17 protein-coding genes are annotated in these 15,739 nt (G+C 64.4%); 9 read left to right on the top strand and 8 right to left on the bottom strand.

Annotated elements, in window-relative coordinates; translation table 11 throughout:
- Positions 1 to 20: 20 nt before the first annotated feature.
- Both ACSVHC_RS14000 and ACSVHC_RS13995 read right to left on the bottom strand, forming a co-directional pair.
- Positions 21 to 1,319 (bottom strand): extracellular solute-binding protein, encoded by a 1,299-nt coding sequence (locus tag ACSVHC_RS14000; RefSeq protein ID WP_439181027.1) that lies wholly within the window; start codon positions 1,317 to 1,319, stop codon positions 21 to 23.
- A gap of 145 nt (positions 1,320 to 1,464) precedes the next feature.
- Positions 1,465 to 2,982: a M81 family metallopeptidase gene (locus ACSVHC_RS13995; protein ID WP_437771467.1), complete on the bottom strand. Its 1,518-nt coding sequence runs from the start codon at positions 2,980 to 2,982 to the stop codon at positions 1,465 to 1,467.
- Positions 2,983 to 3,135: 153 nt separating this feature from the next.
- Between ACSVHC_RS13995 and ACSVHC_RS13990 the strand changes: the two genes are divergently transcribed.
- Both ACSVHC_RS13990 and ACSVHC_RS13985 read left to right on the top strand, forming a co-directional pair.
- Complete coding sequence (locus ACSVHC_RS13990; RefSeq protein WP_437771468.1) at positions 3,136 to 3,990, top strand: sugar phosphate isomerase/epimerase family protein; 855 nt, start codon at positions 3,136 to 3,138, stop codon at positions 3,988 to 3,990.
- 1 nt (position 3,991) lies between these two features.
- Positions 3,992 to 5,053 carry a Gfo/Idh/MocA family protein gene (locus tag ACSVHC_RS13985; RefSeq protein WP_437771469.1) on the top strand — a complete coding sequence of 354 codons (1,062 nt, stop codon included), beginning with the start codon at positions 3,992 to 3,994 and terminating at the stop codon, positions 5,051 to 5,053.
- A 4-nt stretch (positions 5,054 to 5,057) separates the two neighbouring features.
- Here the strand turns inward: ACSVHC_RS13985 and ACSVHC_RS13980 are convergent, their stop codons facing one another.
- Positions 5,058 to 5,603 carry a MarR family winged helix-turn-helix transcriptional regulator gene (locus ACSVHC_RS13980; protein ID WP_437771470.1) on the bottom strand — a complete coding sequence of 182 codons (546 nt, stop codon included), beginning with the start codon at positions 5,601 to 5,603 and terminating at the stop codon, positions 5,058 to 5,060.
- A gap of 98 nt (positions 5,604 to 5,701) precedes the next feature.
- On the opposite strand from ACSVHC_RS13980, the gene ACSVHC_RS13975 reads away from it, so the two are divergent.
- Positions 5,702 to 6,463, top strand: coding sequence for a hypothetical protein (locus ACSVHC_RS13975; protein ID WP_437771471.1), 762 nt, complete (start codon positions 5,702 to 5,704; stop codon positions 6,461 to 6,463).
- On the top strand, positions 6,460 to 7,263 hold the full coding sequence (locus tag ACSVHC_RS13970) for an SDR family NAD(P)-dependent oxidoreductase (protein ID WP_439181026.1): 804 nt from the start codon (positions 6,460 to 6,462) through the stop codon (positions 7,261 to 7,263). The genes ACSVHC_RS13975 and ACSVHC_RS13970 overlap by 4 nt, the downstream gene beginning before the upstream one ends.
- A gap of 7 nt (positions 7,264 to 7,270) precedes the next feature.
- Here the strand turns inward: ACSVHC_RS13970 and ACSVHC_RS13965 are convergent, their stop codons facing one another.
- Positions 7,271 to 7,882 (bottom strand): DnaJ family domain-containing protein, encoded by a 612-nt coding sequence (locus tag ACSVHC_RS13965; RefSeq protein WP_439181389.1) that lies wholly within the window; start codon positions 7,880 to 7,882, stop codon positions 7,271 to 7,273.
- A 158-nt stretch (positions 7,883 to 8,040) separates the two neighbouring features.
- Between ACSVHC_RS13965 and ACSVHC_RS13960 the strand changes: the two genes are divergently transcribed.
- On the top strand, positions 8,041 to 8,292 hold the full coding sequence (locus tag ACSVHC_RS13960) for a DUF2630 family protein (RefSeq protein ID WP_437771473.1): 252 nt from the start codon (positions 8,041 to 8,043) through the stop codon (positions 8,290 to 8,292).
- Between the two features lie 68 nt (positions 8,293 to 8,360).
- On the opposite strand, the gene ACSVHC_RS13955 is transcribed toward ACSVHC_RS13960, so the two are convergent.
- A complete protein-coding gene (locus tag ACSVHC_RS13955; RefSeq protein ID WP_437771474.1) occupies positions 8,361 to 9,140 on the bottom strand; it encodes an SDR family NAD(P)-dependent oxidoreductase in 780 nt (259 codons plus the stop codon).
- Positions 9,141 to 9,222: 82 nt separating this feature from the next.
- Between ACSVHC_RS13955 and ACSVHC_RS13950 the strand changes: the two genes are divergently transcribed.
- Together ACSVHC_RS13950 and ACSVHC_RS13945 are read left to right on the top strand one after the other, a co-directional pair.
- Positions 9,223 to 9,855 (top strand): TetR family transcriptional regulator, encoded by a 633-nt coding sequence (locus ACSVHC_RS13950; RefSeq protein WP_437771475.1) that lies wholly within the window; start codon positions 9,223 to 9,225, stop codon positions 9,853 to 9,855.
- A 19-nt stretch (positions 9,856 to 9,874) separates the two neighbouring features.
- Positions 9,875 to 10,345, top strand: a complete 471-nt coding sequence (locus ACSVHC_RS13945; protein ID WP_437771476.1) for an NUDIX domain-containing protein — start codon at positions 9,875 to 9,877, stop codon at positions 10,343 to 10,345.
- Here the strand turns inward: ACSVHC_RS13945 and ACSVHC_RS13940 are convergent.
- A complete protein-coding gene (locus tag ACSVHC_RS13940; RefSeq protein WP_437771477.1) occupies positions 10,342 to 10,773 on the bottom strand; it encodes a YybH family protein in 432 nt (143 codons plus the stop codon). The genes ACSVHC_RS13945 and ACSVHC_RS13940 overlap by 4 nt on opposite strands.
- Before the next feature lie 214 nt (positions 10,774 to 10,987).
- Between ACSVHC_RS13940 and ACSVHC_RS13935 the strand changes: the two genes are divergently transcribed.
- Both ACSVHC_RS13935 and ACSVHC_RS13930 read left to right on the top strand, forming a co-directional pair.
- A complete protein-coding gene (locus tag ACSVHC_RS13935; RefSeq protein WP_234753331.1) occupies positions 10,988 to 11,347 on the top strand; it encodes a VOC family protein in 360 nt (119 codons plus the stop codon).
- A gap of 57 nt (positions 11,348 to 11,404) precedes the next feature.
- Positions 11,405 to 13,795 (top strand): ATP-binding cassette domain-containing protein, encoded by a 2,391-nt coding sequence (locus ACSVHC_RS13930; RefSeq protein WP_437771478.1) that lies wholly within the window; start codon positions 11,405 to 11,407, stop codon positions 13,793 to 13,795.
- Positions 13,796 to 13,943: 148 nt separating this feature from the next.
- On the opposite strand, the gene ACSVHC_RS13925 is transcribed toward ACSVHC_RS13930, so the two are convergent.
- Together ACSVHC_RS13925 and ACSVHC_RS13920 are read right to left on the bottom strand one after the other, a co-directional pair.
- Positions 13,944 to 14,642, bottom strand: a complete 699-nt coding sequence (locus ACSVHC_RS13925; protein ID WP_437771479.1) for an NADPH-dependent F420 reductase — start codon at positions 14,640 to 14,642, stop codon at positions 13,944 to 13,946.
- Positions 14,639 to 15,724, bottom strand: coding sequence for an LLM class flavin-dependent oxidoreductase (locus ACSVHC_RS13920; protein WP_437771480.1), 1,086 nt, complete (start codon positions 15,722 to 15,724; stop codon positions 14,639 to 14,641). The genes ACSVHC_RS13925 and ACSVHC_RS13920 overlap by 4 nt, the downstream gene beginning before the upstream one ends.
- Positions 15,725 to 15,739 lie beyond the last annotated feature (15 nt).

The following is a 15,739-nucleotide window of genomic DNA, read 5'->3' as shown; positions in this document are numbered from 1 at the left end:
CTTTCTGCTTCCCGCCGGGCCTACTTGCTGTTGAGGATTTCGGTCATTTTGGCGTCGGCCGTCTTGGCCAGCCCAACGGGGTCCTTCAGAGCGCCCATGGCCACGAAGAAGTCGTCAACCACCTTGGCGCTCTCCACCAACGCCCAGTTCTTTGCTGCCGGGGTGCCCACGGAATTCCTGACGGCCTCGATGGTGACCTTGGACAATTCGTCCTGCCCGAGGGCTGCGGCGTAGTTCAGGTTTCCCGGGACCCAGCCTCCCTCGGTCGCGAAGAACTCCTGGAATGGCTTGCTGAAGATGAGTTTGAGGGCCTCCTTGGCCAGCCCCCGCGCCTTGCTGTTGTTCGAGATGGCCACGTTGGAACCGCCGGCAAAAGGATTGCCCACGGCGTCACCCTTTGGCGACGGGAAGTTGAAGTACCCCACCTTGCCGGCGTCCAGGAGTTCCTTCTTGATCTTCTTCAGATGGAAGTTGAAGCCGAAGAACATCCCTGCCTCGCCCGTGTTGAAAGCGGTGTACGGCTGGGAACCGATGGTCGAATCGGTGATGGTTCCGGTGGTGGAGCCTGTCGTCCACAATTGCTGGAGCTGGGCGATGGCCTTCTGGCTTTCCGGCGAGGACAAGCTGCCTTCCCATTTCCCGTCCTTCTGCACGGCCAGCCGTCCGCCATTGCTGAAGACCCAGGCGAACGCGGATTGTGATGAAATCCCAGGCAGGAACATCCCGGAAAAGTGTGCGTTCTTCTCGGGGTTGCCGGTCTGGATCTTCGTTGCGACGGCGGTCAGCTCGTCAATCGTCTTCGGTATCGCGAGCCCAAGCTGCTGGAACATGTCCTTCCGGTAGAACACGATCCGGCTTCCGGCGTAGAAGGGTGCGGCGTACATCTTGTTCTCGAAGCTGCCGAGTTCCACGAGCGATTTGGTCAGATTTGCGCCGCCCAGCTCTTCTTTCATACCGCTCAGATCGGCCAGTGCTCCCACCGCACAGAACGTGGGCGCCTGGGTATTGCCAAGTTCGATGATGTCCGGCGTCGATTCGGCGCTGGCGAGGGCCGTCTGGAGCTTCGGGACGATGCCATCCCACTCCTGCTGCTCGATGGTGAGGGTGGATCCCTGGAACTTGTTTTCGAACTCCTGCTTCAGCCACGCCTGGGCCTTGTCAGACACGGAGTCCTTCATGAACCAGACCCGCAGCTTTGCCGGAGTGGAGAGGCTGTCCGAAGAGACGGAGCCCGAGGCCTCGCCACATGCGGACAGCAAGGCTGCGGCACCCAGGGCTCCGCCCAGACCGAGCAAACCACGTCGACTAAGTTCTTTCATCGCTTCCTCCACTTTGAACTCACAGGGTCGATTGACCATGCAGCAAACGAAATCATGGAGGAATGATGCTTCGGAAGGGCCGCTAACTTAGTTCAGAATCGAAGTTAGTTTCGATCCGGTTTGGAGCCCCGGACGCGCCGTCCCCTCAGCGCTCGACGCCGGCCGGCTGGTTCGACGCAGGTACCAACCGTGCGCTCAGGTCAGGTGCCACCCCGCCGTCGTCGAGCGGGAACATGGGCCGCGCGATCCGACGGTGGCCCAACCGGTGCAGATCCTGGTCCACGCCCCCTGGGGTGAGCGCCAGCATCCAGTCCGAAGCCATGTCGAAGAGCTCTGGCTCGAGGTAGCCGATCTTGACCACCACAACGTCGGCCGTCCGGGCATCCAAGCCGTTCCTGAGGAAGTCCGATTCCAGGTGGTACGGCTTGCGCCGCCGGGTCACGATGATGCGCAGCCCGCCAACGCGAATGACTGCCTCGTCAATGGCCACGGGGTCGCCCTGGGCCAGATGCTCAACAATGCCGTCCAGCGGCGCCGGGCCGGACTGTGTACCGTCCACGCGAGCCCCCACCTCCACAGAGACGGGTCCACCGACGCCGGCGCCAATGCAATGGTCCACAGCGGCGGGATCCGGGATCGAGGCATAAATGGCCTGCATCGTTCCGGCTGCGATGGGTGGGTGCTCAAGGAGTTTGTGCAGGGTCCAGGTGACGTCACCCGCTCCCCCGGCCGTGGGGTTATCCCCGGAATCGCTGATGAAATACGGGCGCTTCGCGCTTGCCTCCGCTGCCGCGAGGCATTCAGCGAGCGGCGCCGAGGGCGCCACGAAACGGAACTCGTCCCGCCTGTTCCACATGTCGGCTGCAAGCCGGCCCGCATGGCTCGCGACGGCGTCGGCGTCGTCACCGGTGACCATCACCACGGCCCGGTTGCGCGGTTCGTCTGCCCAGGCATAACCGATCCACAGTGCGGCGTCGAGCACTCCTGGCCGACCAGCGATCACCGCAACTTCCTCATATAGCGATTTGGCCGGTTCCAATCGGGTACTGGTCTTTTCCCCGGGCAATAGGATGGGCACCGGAACCCAGGCCTTGATAGGGCGGCGGGTGTCCTCCGGCAGTGCCAGTCGCTCCAGCAGGTTCGCGGCGGCGCGTTCCTTGGTTTCCAGCCAGTCCTCGTGTGGGGCCATGCGGTAGCAACTGGGGATGTCCAGTTGGTGCGCCAAAGTCCAGGAAACGTTGCCGTGCAGGTCCATACCGCTGGACACCAGCACGTCCGGGCCGATGAGACCGCGCAGGGCAACGAGCAAATCGCCCTCGGGATCGTCTACGCCATCCACGCTCATGGCACCGTGGATGTCGAAATAGAGCCCGTCCACCGGGCCCTCGTCCAAGGCATCCGCCACAGCGGAAAGAATCGTCTGCTTCATCTCGGTGTAATCGGCGGAAGGGACGCACCCGCCCGGGATGGATCGGAAATGGACTAGCGGCAGCCAATCCGCCGCCTCGCGGACGGGATGGCCCGGCGCGAAAAAGGGGTACTGGTCCAAGATCTCCTGGCCATCCCGCCGGACAAAGTCCTTGATGCGGGTCCGGGCAGGGGAATAGGTGCTGGCCTCGAGGGCGATTCCGGTAATGAGGATCCGGGGCTTCTTTTCGATCATGCCTGCCACCATATTGAGGTTCGCGGCGGGACCGGGGCGCGGCCGCAAAAGTTCAATGCCGAATGAAGTTCAACCAGCCCTTTTCGCCCGGATTCCTGCCTAACGTGGGCTCGCAAGTGTCGGCGCGCGGAATCCACGGAAGAGGATCTAACAATGCAGATTGGGCTGAGTACGTACAGTTTGGCAGGAGCCTTGGCCGACGGACGGGTGGGCCTTTTGGACCTGCCCGGCTGGGCGGCATCGCATCAGGCCAGCCATCTCGAAGTGGCCGAGGCGGGACTGGGCGTGGACCTTTCCCAAAACCACGCGGCGGCCGAAGGGCTGCGCGAGCATGGAGAGGAGTCCGGGATCGCCTTGGTCAACTATGTGGTGGGGGCCGATTTCCTTGGCACAGACCCAGCGGCTGAGATCGCCCGGGTGAAGACGCACTTGGACACAGCCCACCGGATGGGGATCAGCCGCTTCCGCCACGATGTAGTGCCATGGGCCTGGCGCCCCACCTCATACGCCGAATACCGCGATGCCCTGGAGCAGGTGGTCCCCGCGTCCCGGGAACTCGCCGACCATGCGGCAACTTTGGGAATCACCACCAGCGTGGAAAACCACGGCATGGCCTTCAACGTCAGCGAACGGTTGCTGCAGTTGGTTCATGCAGTGGACCGCGACAATTTCAAGATCACCTTGGACATCGGCAATTTCCTGTGCGTCGATGAGCTGCCGGAATCAGCCGTCGCCAAGCTCCTCCCCTACGCGTCTGTGGTGCACCTGAAGGATTTCTACCGCCGGAAGCGAAGCCCCGGCGGCGGCTGGCTGCAAACGCTGGCAGGCGACCATATCCAAGGCTCCGTGTTCGGGCTCGGGGACATGGACCTGCCGCGTGTCCTTCGCCTGATCAAGGACTTCGGCTTCAGCGGACCATGTTCCGTGGAATACGAGGGCCGCGAGGACTGCCTCACGGCTACCCCCGAATCGCTGCGTAACGCCGCCGCGCTGTGGGAGGGCTGCTGACATGGGGGCGCTGAACGTTGGAGTCATCGGTCTGGGGACCATCTCGGACATGCACTTGGACGCTTACCGGGATTCGCCGTCGGCGCACCTGGTGGCGGTCTGCGACATCGACGCTGCGCGGGCCGGGAGCCGGGCCGCGGAATATGGAGCAGTCAAAGTCTTCACGGACTACAAGGAGCTCTTGGCCGATCCCGAGATCGACGCCGTCAGCATCTGCACGCGCAATGACACGCACGCCGAAATCGTGATTGCGGCGCTCGAAGCCGGCAAGCATGTGCTGGTCGAGAAGCCCATGACTGCCTTCGTGGAGCAGGCTTTGGCCGTTGCAGCTGCCGCCCAACGGAGTGCATCAGTTTTGCAGGTAGCGTATGTCCGCCGATTCTCGCCCAACGCCGAGGTACTCAAGCGTTTTATCGACGCCGGCGACCTGGGGCAGATCTACTACGCCAAGGCGACTTGCCTGCGCCGGGTAGGCAATCCCGGCGGCTGGTTCGCCGACAAAACGTTGTCCGGCGGAGGGCCGCTCATCGATCTGGGCGTCCATTTCATCGACATTTGCTGGTGGCTCATGGGCTGCCCATCCGTGGCTTCGGTCTCCGGGACCGTCTTCCACAAGATCGGTGCACGGAACAATATCTCCAACTTCAGCCGGTACCTATCCGCCGATTTCGATCCGGCACGACAACCGGCGGACCCTGTGGAGGACCTTGCGACCGCACTGATCAAGTTCAGCAACGGCGCAGTGATGCATTTCGACACCAGTTACTCGATGCACGGTGCGGATGAGACCAAGGTCCAAATCTTCGGAGACAAAGGCGGCGCGCAACTGGAACCGGCTTTGGAAATCTTCACCGAACAGCACGACACGTTGCTGGATATTTCGCCGGTGCTGGATTCGCCGACTTTTAGCGCTGTGGCATACAGCAACGAGGTGGAGCAGTTCCTGGCCACTGCTCGGGGCGATGCCGCCGAGGCCGCTCCGGCCACCCACGGCCTTGAGCTCATCAAGATCATCTCCGCGATCTACGAGTCCAGCAGGACGGGCCGCGAAGTGGTGCTGTAGCCGATCAGGCCTGACGTCGGCCGTCGCGGCCGCCGTCGGGTCCGGCGCCAGGTCCGCCGTCAGATCCGACATCGCGTCCGGCCTGGCGGCCGACGTCGCGGTGGACGTCCCTGTCCAGCCCGTGGCCGTTGGCGAGCTGCGCAAGCAGCTCGCCAAGTTGCGTGATCTGCTCGTCTGTCAGCGGGGCCAGAAGCTCCGCTTCATGCTGTTCCGCGATCCCGCGCAATTCCCGCAGTACGCCGTTGCCGGCGTCGGTGAGGTGCAATTCATAGTTCCGCCGGTCTGTACTGCTGCGCACCCTCTCCACGAGGCCGCGTTCCTGAAGCGAGTCGATGAGTGAAACCACCCGGCTGGGGACGGCACCCAGCCTGTCCGCAAGGGAGCGCTGGCTCAAACCGGGGGCGCGTCCGAGCAGGCGGATGACGCCGGCGTCGCTGGGCGTGAGGCCGATCTCCCGAGTGCGGTCGGCAAAGCGGGACGATGCGGCGGCGCCCAGCTGCGACAAGAGAAAAGCGGTCCGTTTCGGCCGGCCCGGTGAGGCTAAGTCCATGGATTCAGAATACATGCTTGACAGAACAATTCTAGAGGTGAACCATTTCAATAGTGATGCAATTACGAAAGTTCAGCCGCTGCTAGAGAGGTTCAGCCATGAGTAGTCGTTCGATTTCCGATGACGGCCGTCCAGCCCGGTCAGGCGGCCCACACCCCGGCGTTCTTGCCCTCGTCAGCCTGGGCATTTTCCTCGCCAGCCTCATCACGTCCGCAATCCTGACAGGTGGCCAGACGTTCGTCTCGCCTTTTGCTTCGACGGGGCAGGAGGCCACATTCTTCCAGCAAAACGTCGCTGCCATGCGGGTCGGCGGAATGCTCCAATTCGGCTCCGCCGTGCCATTGGGGATCTACGCGGCCACCGTCTACGCCCGGCAGCTCCGGCTCGGCGTGCGCGTTCCAGGGCCGGCCATTAGCTTCTTCGGCGGCGTCAGCGCAGCCATCTTCCTGATGCTGTCGGGTTCCGTGACCTGGCTGCTGAGCCGGCCGGAAATCACCACGGATGTGACGCTCACCCACGCGCTCGCGCTCGCCGCGTTCATCACCGGCGGGGTCGGCTTCGTCGTCGGAATCGGCCTCCTCATGGCGGGCATCGCCGCCCCGGCCCTGATCCTGGGCTTCATGCCCCGCTGGCTGGCCTGGACCGGACTGGTCATCGCCGCGCTGTCCGAGTTGAGCTTCCTGTCCATGGCTATCGAACCTCTTCAGTTCCTGCTGCCGATCGGGCGCTTCGGCGGCCTTCTCTGGCTGGTGGCTGCAGGCTTCCTGCTCCCCCGCAACCGGGCAGCCGCGAACCAAGAGCCCCGGGCGCACGCACCCGGGGCAAGCCAAACGCACGGCCCAAGCCGGACAACGCCATGACGACGGCGGATCCCACCCGGCCGCTACACGGCAAGGTCGCGCTCGTCACAGGAGCGAGCCGCGGAATCGGTGCGGAGATCGCAGCTGCGCTGGCTGACGCCGGTGCCGACGTCGTCCTTGCCTCCCGTGACGGCGCTCAACTGTCCCGGCAGGTCACCGCCATTACTACGGGTGGCGGGAAAGCTGTGGCCATGTCCGTGGATGTGGCTGATGAGGACTCAGTGAAGGCCCTGATGGCCGGGATCCGGGACGGCTTCGGCCGTCTCAACGTCGTGGTCAACAACGCCGCAGGCGGAGGGCGGGCCCCGGCGCCCCTGGCCGAGTGGGCGAGCGCGGAGTTCGACAGCGCCATCTCGATCAACTTGCGCGGGGTGTTCCTCTGCCTGAAATACGAAATCGAACTCATGCTGGCGAGCGGGAACGGCGGAGCGATCGTCAACATGTCCTCCACCGCGGGCGAACAAGGCGTCGCCGGCTTGAGCGGCTACGTGGCGAGCAAGTTCGGCGTCGGCGGCCTGACACGGGTGGCCGCGCTCGACTACGCCTCGCACGGAATCCGGGTCAACGCGATCGCTCCCGGCCCCATCCTCACCGAGCGACTCGCGGGCGCGGGCCAAGCCGCCCAAGACCATGTGGCCGCCGCCGTGCCGCTGGGGCGGATCGGCTCCACGGCCGAGGTGGCCGCCGCCGCCCTCTGGCTCTGCTCGGACCAGTCCTCATTCGTCACCGGAACCGTACTCGCCGTCGACGGCGGCCGACTGGCCGGAACGCCTGCGTTCAACACCATGCGGAGCCGCTGAATCGGTCCTATCCGGAGCCGTTCCAGATCCGGCGCCACCACGGCCGCTTGCCCGCAAGCTCCTGATGCTCGGCTTCCCTGGCCGCGGTTGCCTCGGCGGCCGCCGCCCGGCGCTCGCGCCAGCGTTCCAGCTCGACGCCGACGTCGCGGGTTTTCGTGATCACTGGCGGCCCGCCCTGGAGTTGGCGCCGTGCGTCGATGACCCGGGCGTTGAAGTCCTCCACTAGATCGCGCACCTGCTTTTCCGAATACAGGGCGTCAAGCTTGGCATCCAGTTCAGCATCCTCGGTGCGTAGGAGAATGGCTTTCGGGCCAAGGCCGCTGAGATGTTCGCGCTGGATGAGGCCCTTGACCCACCAATCGGGATCGTAGCGCTCCCCCAGCCCGGGGATCGGCTTGCCTGCGTACTTCAGGTTGTCGAACTTCCCTTGCGCCATGGCGTCGCGGATCAGGTATTCCACCCGCGCAGCGTCGTCCACCTTCTTGCGCTTCCGCCGCTCTTCGTCCTCGGCGGCCTCAAGTTCGGCTTCTTCTTCGGCCGTCATTCCGGTTGCGCGGACGTTCCGCAGCTCCATGGCTCGCTCCAGCCTGCGCTTGAACGCACTGTTTTCGCCGTTCACGGCCATTCACCGCCTTCGCTTGCGGAAATCCTGGATCTGCGTCCAAGTATTCCGCAAACAGGAGATTGCCGGGATGGCTCCCGCGGACACCGCCTCTGTTCACGCCCGGCGCACCTCACTAACCTGACTGGTAACGGCTAGTTCAGGAAGAGGTAACCATGGACGAACAGGGCATTCTGCACCACATCCAGTCACTTGTGGAGGAGGAGCGGGAACTCCGGGAGAAAGCAGAGGCGGCCCCGCCGGGTCCTGCGCATGCCCCTGACCGCGCAAGGCTCGAGCGCATCGAACAGGACCTGGATCAGAGCTGGGACCTGCTGCGCCAGCGGCGGGCCAAAAGGCAATACGGGGAGAACCCGAACGAGGCCAAGCCACGGTCCCCAAAACAGGTCGAAGGCTATACCGGCTGAAGCCGAGGCAACGGAGAACGACGACGGCGGGAGCCTCCCGCCGTCGTCGTCCTGCTTTAAGAGGCGCGCTACAGCGCTGACCAGCCGCCGTCGGACGCCAGGATGGCCCCGTTGACGTTGGTGCCGTCGTCGCTGAGCAGGAAGGTGATGGATGCCGCCAACTGGGCGGCCGTCGCCGGGGTGGGGACAGTGGCCTGCATGAGCGGAGCGAGTCGTTCGGCGGCCAATTGCGATCCCCACACCGCCTCGATGTTGGTGATGGTGGGTCCGGGGGCAACTGCGTTGAAGCGCAGCCCCTTCGGCCCGTACATCACGGCCGAGTTCTTGGTCAGGCCGACCACGGCGTGCTTCGAAGCCGTGTAGGTGGCACCAGCAGCGGAGCCGCGCAGCCCGGCCTCGGAGGCGACGTTGACCACGGAGCCGGCGCCGGCCTCCAACATCAGGGGCACCACCGCGCGGGTCAAGCGCATGAGGGCTGTGACGTTGATCCGGAAGACCCGCTCCCACATGGCGTCGTCCACTTCGTGAATCGGGGCGAAGTTATCCATGATGCCGGCGATGTTGGCGAGGGCGTCCACGCGGCCGCCGGCGGCAACGACGACGGCGGCAACGGTCTCTTCGGTGGAGATGTCGCCGGCCACGGGCACCAGATCCAAGCCGCCGTTTTCCTCCACCAAGGCGTCCAGGCGCTCCTTGCTGATGTCGGCGGCGATGACCCGCCCGCCTTCCTTCGCGACGCGCAGGGCCGTAGCTTGGCCGATGCCCGAGCCCGCCCCGGTGACGATCACTGTCTTCCCGGCAAAACGGCCATTGATGGCGGCTTCCTGCCATGCAGTCTCGTTGCCCATGTTGTTCCTCCCGAACGTGTTGGTGGCGTTTCCTTCACTTTATGACACTCCGTGTCATTATGTAAGAGTGGATACTGGAGAGATGCCCTCAGACCATACGAAGCCCGGCGTCGGGCGCTCCACCGGACGCCCGGCGACAATTGATCCGGACGCCGTGGCCGGCGTCGCGCTCCGTCTTTTTGCCGAGAACGGCTACGAACGGACATCAATGGAGCACATCGCACGCGCGGCGGGAATCGGACGGAAGAGCCTCTACCGCTACTTCCCGAACAAAGCTGACCTCGTCTGGGGTGGCATGGAACCGGTGGTGGAAGCCTCCGGCCGGGTGCTGGAGGCCGCTCGCGCAGCGGAGCCGTCCGACGGCGACACTTCCGACGGCGGCATCCTCGCGGGACTGCGGGCGGCCGCCATCGCCGGGGCTTCGGCGATCCCGGACCTTTCCGTCACGCGCGGGCGCCTGCGCCTCATTGCCGAGCACCCTGAGCTGGCGAGCAGAAGTTACGATGCCTTGGCTCCGCAGCGGGAACGGGCGAGGCTTTACCTCCTGGCGCAAGGCGTCACCGAAAGCGCGGCAGGCTATCTGTGCGCCGCCTATCTCGGGGCGACGTTCGAGGCCTGGATGCAGTGGGCCGCCGGCACGGATCCGGATCCGGTCCCGTATTTGGTAGAGGCCTTGGGAGTGCTGAGGGTTCCGACCGTCAAACCCGGCAGATAACCTATGCCTGGGAGGGCAAATGACAGTTCGAAGCGCAGGCATTCTGTTGTACCGTCGGAGCTCCACGGCGGAATTGGAAGTCTGGATAGCCCACATGGGCGGACCGTTCTGGGCCCATAAGGATGCACGAGCCTGGTCCATTCCCAAAGGCGAATACCTCGAAGACGAGGATCCCCTCGTGGCCGCCAAACGTGAATTCGCCGAGGAGATAGGCTCTCCCCCGCCCGTCGTCGAATATCACCAGCTGGGCATCTTCCGGCAACCGTCAGGCAAACTCGTGGCGGCTTTCACAGCGGAGTCGGACTTCAACCCCGGGCGAATCGTGAGCAACACCTTCGATCTCGAATGGCCGCGCGGATCAGGCATTGTCCGGAGCTACCCGGAGATCGACGACGCGGTCTGGGCCACGGAGGCAGTTGCCCGCGCCAAACTGGTAGGCGGGCAGGTGCCGATTCTCGACGCGTTGATCCAGCACCTCGGGAGCCACTAGGCCTGGACGATCGACTCGATTGGCCGCGCGGACAGTATGGGATCCGCGTGACGGTGGAGGACCTTCCACTCACCATCTTCCCGGCGGAAAATCGTCGTCACCCGAAGGGGTATCGGGGACACTTCATCAGATCCGCCAACCTTGGCCCGTGCCCATTCGATTTCGACGATGTACGCAAGCTCCGTCCCGACATACCCGGAGATTCGTTCGAATCTGATGGGCTCGCCCTCCCTCAGCCCGGAAGACGCCCGATCCATGGTCGCCTCGACCGCACTCGAGCCCCGCGCAGGCGGGCCGAGAGGATTAGCGAGAGTGACGTCGTCGCTCTTTGAGAACAGCTTCTTCTGCTGCTCGGGGTCTCCCTTGACGAACGCATCGAGCGCTCGATGGTACTTCTCCACGATCAGATCGAGATCGGAATCCGACATTGGTTCCTCCAGCCTCGCTTCGCCCTGGCGCGGTACGCCAAGGGCCATGTTCGGCCATCGTGGCACCGCTCAACAGGGATGTCCATAGAACGAAACTCCCGGCCCCGGACCGGTCAGGAATGGAGAAGCGCCGCTTCCGGGCCGCGCCTAGAATGGCGGTCATGGACAACACCGTCCACGCCAGCTTCGTCCCCTAATGACTTCAGGAGTGATCATGAGCGACTCTTCCAACGAGGGAATCAAGACCGTGCTGCATCCCGTTTCCGACCTCGCCGCCGCGAAGGCGGTGTACACCGCCTTGCTCGGGACGCCGCCGCAGGCCGACGGGCCGTACTACGTCGGCTTCGACGTCGCGGGCCAGCACATCGGGCTCGTTCCGGGAGGCGGACCTCAGGCCATGACCTCACCCGTCGCCTACTGGCACGTTTCGGACATCGAGGCGAAGCTGGCCGAGGTGACTGCCGCCGGCGCTACCCTGAAGGAAGCAGCCCGCGACGTCGGGGGCGGCCGCTTGGTTGCCACCGTGACCGACCCCGACGGCAACGTCCTCGGGCTGCTTCAGGATCCTCAATAGCCAACCAAACGCCGACGAAGACCGCGAAGACGACCCCGCGTAAAAGATGGAGACACGATGAGCACGGCCACGAGCACGGACACGCAGTCGCCTGAGCTGCATACTGCCGACACCCACGATCTGATTCGCGTGCAGGGAGCGCGGGAGAACAACCTCAAGGACATCAGCATCGAGCTGCCGAAGCGCCGGCTGACGGTGTTCACGGGCGTTTCCGGTTCGGGCAAGAGCTCCCTCGTGTTTGCCACGATCGCCGCGGAGTCGCAGCGCATGATCAACGAGACGTACAGCACCTTCGTCCAAGGGTTCATGCCGACCATGGCGCGGCCGGATGTGGACCTGCTCGAAGGACTCACGACGGCGATCATCGTCGACCAGGAACGGATGGGCGCGAACCCCCGCTCCACCGTCGGTACCGCCACGGATGCGAACACCATGCTGCGCATGCTCTTCAGCCGGCTTGGCCAGCCGCACATCGGTTCGCCCCAAGCGTTCTCCTTCAACGTCGCTTCAGTTTCGGGCGCGGGAGCGGTTACGTTCGAGCGCGGCGGCACGACGACGAAGGAACGGCGGAGTTTCAGCATCACCGGCGGTATGTGCCCGCGCTGCGAAGGGCGGGGTTCGGTCACGGACTTCGATCTGACCGCGCTGTACGACAGCAGCAAGTCGCTCGCCGGGGGCGCACTCACCATCCCCGGTTACAGCATGGACGGCTGGTTCGGCCGCATCTTCAGCGGCTCCGGTTTCTTCGACATGGACAAGCCGATCAGCAAGTACACCAAGAAGGAACTCCACGACCTGCTCCACAAGGAGCCCACCAAGATCAAGGTCGAGGGAATCAACCTGACCTACGAGGGCCTGATTCCCAAGATCCAGAAGTCCATGCTCTCCAAGGACCCGGAGGGTATGCAGCCGCACATCCGCGCCTTCGTGGAGCGGGCCATCACCTTCACGATCTGTCCTGATTGCGATGGAACCCGGCTCACCGAGGCGGCCCGCTCGTCCAAGATCAAGGGAATCAGCATCGCGGACGCCTGCTCGATGCAGATCAGCGATCTCGCCGAATGGGTGCGCGGCCTCGACGAACCGTCCGTGGCGCCGCTCCTCAAGGGGCTGCGGCACCTCCTCGACTCGTTCGCGGAGATCGGACTCGGCTATCTCTCGCTCGACCGGCCGGCAGGTACGCTCTCCGGAGGTGAGGCACAGCGCACCAAGATGATCCGGCACCTGGGCTCCTCGCTCACCGACGTCACCTACGTCTTCGACGAGCCCACCATCGGCTTGCACCCCCACGACATCGAGCGCATGAACAAGCTGCTGCTGCAGTTGCGGGACAAGGGCAACACCGTGCTCGTCGTGGAGCACAAACCGGAGGCGATCGCGATCGCCGACCACGTCGTCGACCTCGGTCCCGGCGCGGGCACAGCCGGAGGCGAAGTGGTCTTTGAAGGCACCCTCGAAGGGCTGCGGTCCAGCGGCACCCTGACCGGGCGCCACCTCGAGGACCGCTCAACCCTCAAGAAGACGGTGCGGACATCCGCGGGCGCACTGGAGATCCGTGGCGCGAGCGAGAACAACCTGCGCGACGTCGACATCGACATTCCGCTCGGGGTTCTGGTTGTCGTCACGGGCGTCGCCGGATCCGGCAAGAGCTCGCTGATCCACGGCTCGTTGTCCAAGCGAGAAGGCGTCGTGTCGATCGACCAAGGGGCAATCAAGGGCTCCCGGCGGAGCAACCCCGCGACGTATACCGGACTCCTCGAACCCATCCGGAAGGCGTTCGCGAAGGCCAATGGCGTGAAGCCGGCGCTGTTCAGCGCGAATTCCGAGGGCGCATGCCCCACCTGCAACGGCGCGGGCGTCATCTACACCGATCTCGGGTTCATGGACACCGTGGCCACTCCGTGCGAGGAATGCGAAGGCAAGAGGTTCCAGGCATCGGTGCTTGAGTACCGCCTCGGCGGCCGCAACATCGCGGAGGTGTTGGCGATGTCGGTGAAAGAGGCCGAGGAGTTCTTCTCCGCGGGCGAATCCAGGATCCCGGCAGCCCACGCGATCCTGCAGCGGCTGGCCGACGTCGGACTCGGCTACCTCAGCCTCGGCCAACCGCTCACCACGCTTTCCGGCGGCGAGCGGCAGCGGATCAAGCTGGCCACCCACATGGGCGAAAAAGGCGGCGTGCTCGTTCTCGACGAGCCCACCTCGGGCCTGCACCTCGCCGACGTCGAACAGCTTCTCGGCTTGCTGGACCGGTTGGTGGACTCCGGGAAGTCTGTCATTGTCATCGAGCACCACCAGGCGGTCATGGCGCATGCCGACTGGATCATCGACCTCGGCCCTGGCGCGGGTCACGACGGCGGCCGGATCGTTTTCGAGGGCACGCCCGCCGATCTGGTTGCCGGGCGTTCCACCCTCACCGGAGAACATCTGGCGGCCTACGTCGGCGGGTGACTAGTGGGACGGCTGCCGCGGGGCAAAGCAGCCTCACTAGGCCATTCGGGAAGCCCATTTGGACAACGCGTGGCCTGGTCCTAGGACCAGCAAGTCGTAGATCCAGGGAAGTGACTTGCCGGCAAAATTCGGGCCGTCGCAGACGGCATCACACTCGCCCGCCTCCGTCACTCGAATGAATGGGATCCCTTTCGCCTGCAGTAGTCCGGATCAACTCGCGAAGCTCGCCCGCCGATACGTTCGCCCCGAATGCTGGGTTCCCCGGCTGCAAGGCCACCCCTGAGGGCAGGCGACCCACGAGGACTGGGTCGAAACCTAGCGCATCGATCAGTCCGGCGACGGAGACGACGTCGTCGTCTCCGTCGCCGGCCAATGCGATCGCTTTGCGGTCCGGCATCCCGGTTGGCCGACTCTCCTCTTCGAGATCGTGATATCCCATGTGGTTCAGAGCTTTCACGACACGTGAATTGGAAAGGAAGTCCTGCACGATCTCGCTGGTGGAGATACGTGGGTCGTCGAGGTCGTCACGGATGCCGTCGGTTTCCCACCAGTAGTTCATCGCGTCAATCACAAGCTTTCCGCTCAGCTGCGCAAGCGGAAGGTTCCGATACTTGCCGAGGGGCAGGGCAAGTATCACGATATCGGCCGTGCGAGCGGCGTTCTCGGGTCGAACTGCGACAGCTCCGGGAACGAGCACTTCGATGGTTAGGGCAATCTTCTCCGGGTCTCCAGAGCCGGAGATCAGCACCCGGTAGCCGGCGGCGAGAGCGAGCCGTGCCAACACTGCGCCGACTTTGCCTGCGCCGAGGATGCCGATAGTGCGGACCGGACTCTTCGTGTCGTTCACGGCCGCGCCCCCGTTCGGGACCCGGCCGAAGTCGAAGATGTGCCAGCGAGCATGTCGCGGACCAGGGGGATAACTCGAGTACCGTAGAGCTCCACGGCCCGCAGGCGGGCCGTCGCGGCCATGTGTCCGCCGGCAGTGTAGATGAGGTCGAACCGGCCGACGTCGAGCGCGCGGATCGCATCGGCCATCTTGGCGGCGACGGTCTCGGGCGAGCCGACATAAAGGGATCCGTGTTCCACATCGGCCTCGAACTCACCGCGCTGAAGGGGAGGCCAGCCGCGCAGCGCGCCAATGCGATCACGAATCACTTTGTAGCCGGGATAGAACAGTTCCTTTGCCGTCTCATCGGTATCAGCGATCAGTCCCGGGGAATGCATGCCCACCGGGAACGCGGTGGTGCCTAGCTGCTCGGTGGCACGGCGGTACAGGTCGACATACGGGGCGAAGCGGGCCGGGGCGCCGCCGATGATGGCCAGCATGAGTCGGAACCCGTAGTTCGCAGTGCGAATCACGGACTGCGGGGTGCCTCCGACGCCGACCCAGGTCCGCAGCCGACCCGAGTCCGTCTTAGGGAACACGTCTGCTTCGTGCAGTGGCGCACGTGTGGTGCCCGTCCACGTGACGGGCTTCTCGTCAAGGAGTTTGTGAAACAAGTCGATCTTCTCGTCGAAGAGGAGATCGTAATCGCTGAGATCGTAGCCGAACAACGGGAACGACTCGGTAAACGAGCCGCGTCCGAGGATCACTTCGGCACGGCCATTCGAGAGCGCGTCTACGGTCGCGAACCGCTGGAACACTCGCACTGGATCATCGGACGACAGCACCGTTACACCAGACCCGAGGCGAATCCGGTCGGTTGCAGTGGCGATCCCGGCCAAGACCGTTTCCGGAGTTGAGATGGCGAACTCCGAGCGATGGTGCTCGCCTATGGCGATCGCGTCGATGCCGATATCGTCGGCGAGGATCGCTTCGGCCAAGGTGGCCCGGATCGCCTCGCCGTGGGTGACGATGTCACCGTGAGCGTCGCGAGGCAGGTCCCCGAAGGTGTCAATGCCGAACTCGAGGTCGGTGAAGTCGTTCATGAGTTTCTCCCTTTC

It is taken from the genome of Arthrobacter sp. KNU-44 (genome assembly GCF_051843155.1).
Classification (GTDB): Bacteria; Actinomycetota; Actinomycetes; order Actinomycetales; family Micrococcaceae; genus Arthrobacter.
Note: the sequence above shows the minus strand (reverse complement) of the source record. Positions and strands in the feature narration are given on the sequence as shown.

What these genes read in the sequence shown, in the direction of transcription:
- ACSVHC_RS14000 (WP_439181027.1), bottom strand. Translation starts at nt 1,319, where the DNA reads ATGAAAGAACTTAGTCGACGTGGTTTGCTCGGTCTGGGCGGAGCCCTG.
- ACSVHC_RS13995 (WP_437771467.1), bottom strand. Translation starts at nt 2,982, where the DNA reads ATGATCGAAAAGAAGCCCCGGATCCTCATTACCGGAATCGCCCTCGAG.
- ACSVHC_RS13990 (WP_437771468.1), top strand. Translation starts at nt 3,136, where the DNA reads ATGCAGATTGGGCTGAGTACGTACAGTTTGGCAGGAGCCTTGGCCGAC.
- ACSVHC_RS13985 (WP_437771469.1), top strand. Translation starts at nt 3,992, where the DNA reads ATGGGGGCGCTGAACGTTGGAGTCATCGGTCTGGGGACCATCTCGGAC.
- ACSVHC_RS13980 (WP_437771470.1), bottom strand. Translation starts at nt 5,603, where the DNA reads ATGGACTTAGCCTCACCGGGCCGGCCGAAACGGACCGCTTTTCTCTTG.
- ACSVHC_RS13975 (WP_437771471.1), top strand. Translation starts at nt 5,702, where the DNA reads ATGAGTAGTCGTTCGATTTCCGATGACGGCCGTCCAGCCCGGTCAGGC.
- ACSVHC_RS13970 (WP_439181026.1), top strand. Translation starts at nt 6,460, where the DNA reads ATGACGACGGCGGATCCCACCCGGCCGCTACACGGCAAGGTCGCGCTC.
- ACSVHC_RS13960 (WP_437771473.1), top strand. Translation starts at nt 8,041, where the DNA reads ATGGACGAACAGGGCATTCTGCACCACATCCAGTCACTTGTGGAGGAG.
- ACSVHC_RS13955 (WP_437771474.1), bottom strand. Translation starts at nt 9,140, where the DNA reads ATGGGCAACGAGACTGCATGGCAGGAAGCCGCCATCAATGGCCGTTTT.
- ACSVHC_RS13950 (WP_437771475.1), top strand. Translation starts at nt 9,223, where the DNA reads ATGCCCTCAGACCATACGAAGCCCGGCGTCGGGCGCTCCACCGGACGC.
- ACSVHC_RS13945 (WP_437771476.1), top strand. Translation starts at nt 9,875, where the DNA reads ATGACAGTTCGAAGCGCAGGCATTCTGTTGTACCGTCGGAGCTCCACG.
- ACSVHC_RS13940 (WP_437771477.1), bottom strand. Translation starts at nt 10,773, where the DNA reads ATGTCGGATTCCGATCTCGATCTGATCGTGGAGAAGTACCATCGAGCG.
- ACSVHC_RS13935 (WP_234753331.1), top strand. Translation starts at nt 10,988, where the DNA reads ATGAGCGACTCTTCCAACGAGGGAATCAAGACCGTGCTGCATCCCGTT.
- ACSVHC_RS13930 (WP_437771478.1), top strand. Translation starts at nt 11,405, where the DNA reads ATGAGCACGGCCACGAGCACGGACACGCAGTCGCCTGAGCTGCATACT.
- ACSVHC_RS13920 (WP_437771480.1), bottom strand. Translation starts at nt 15,724, where the DNA reads ATGAACGACTTCACCGACCTCGAGTTCGGCATTGACACCTTCGGGGAC.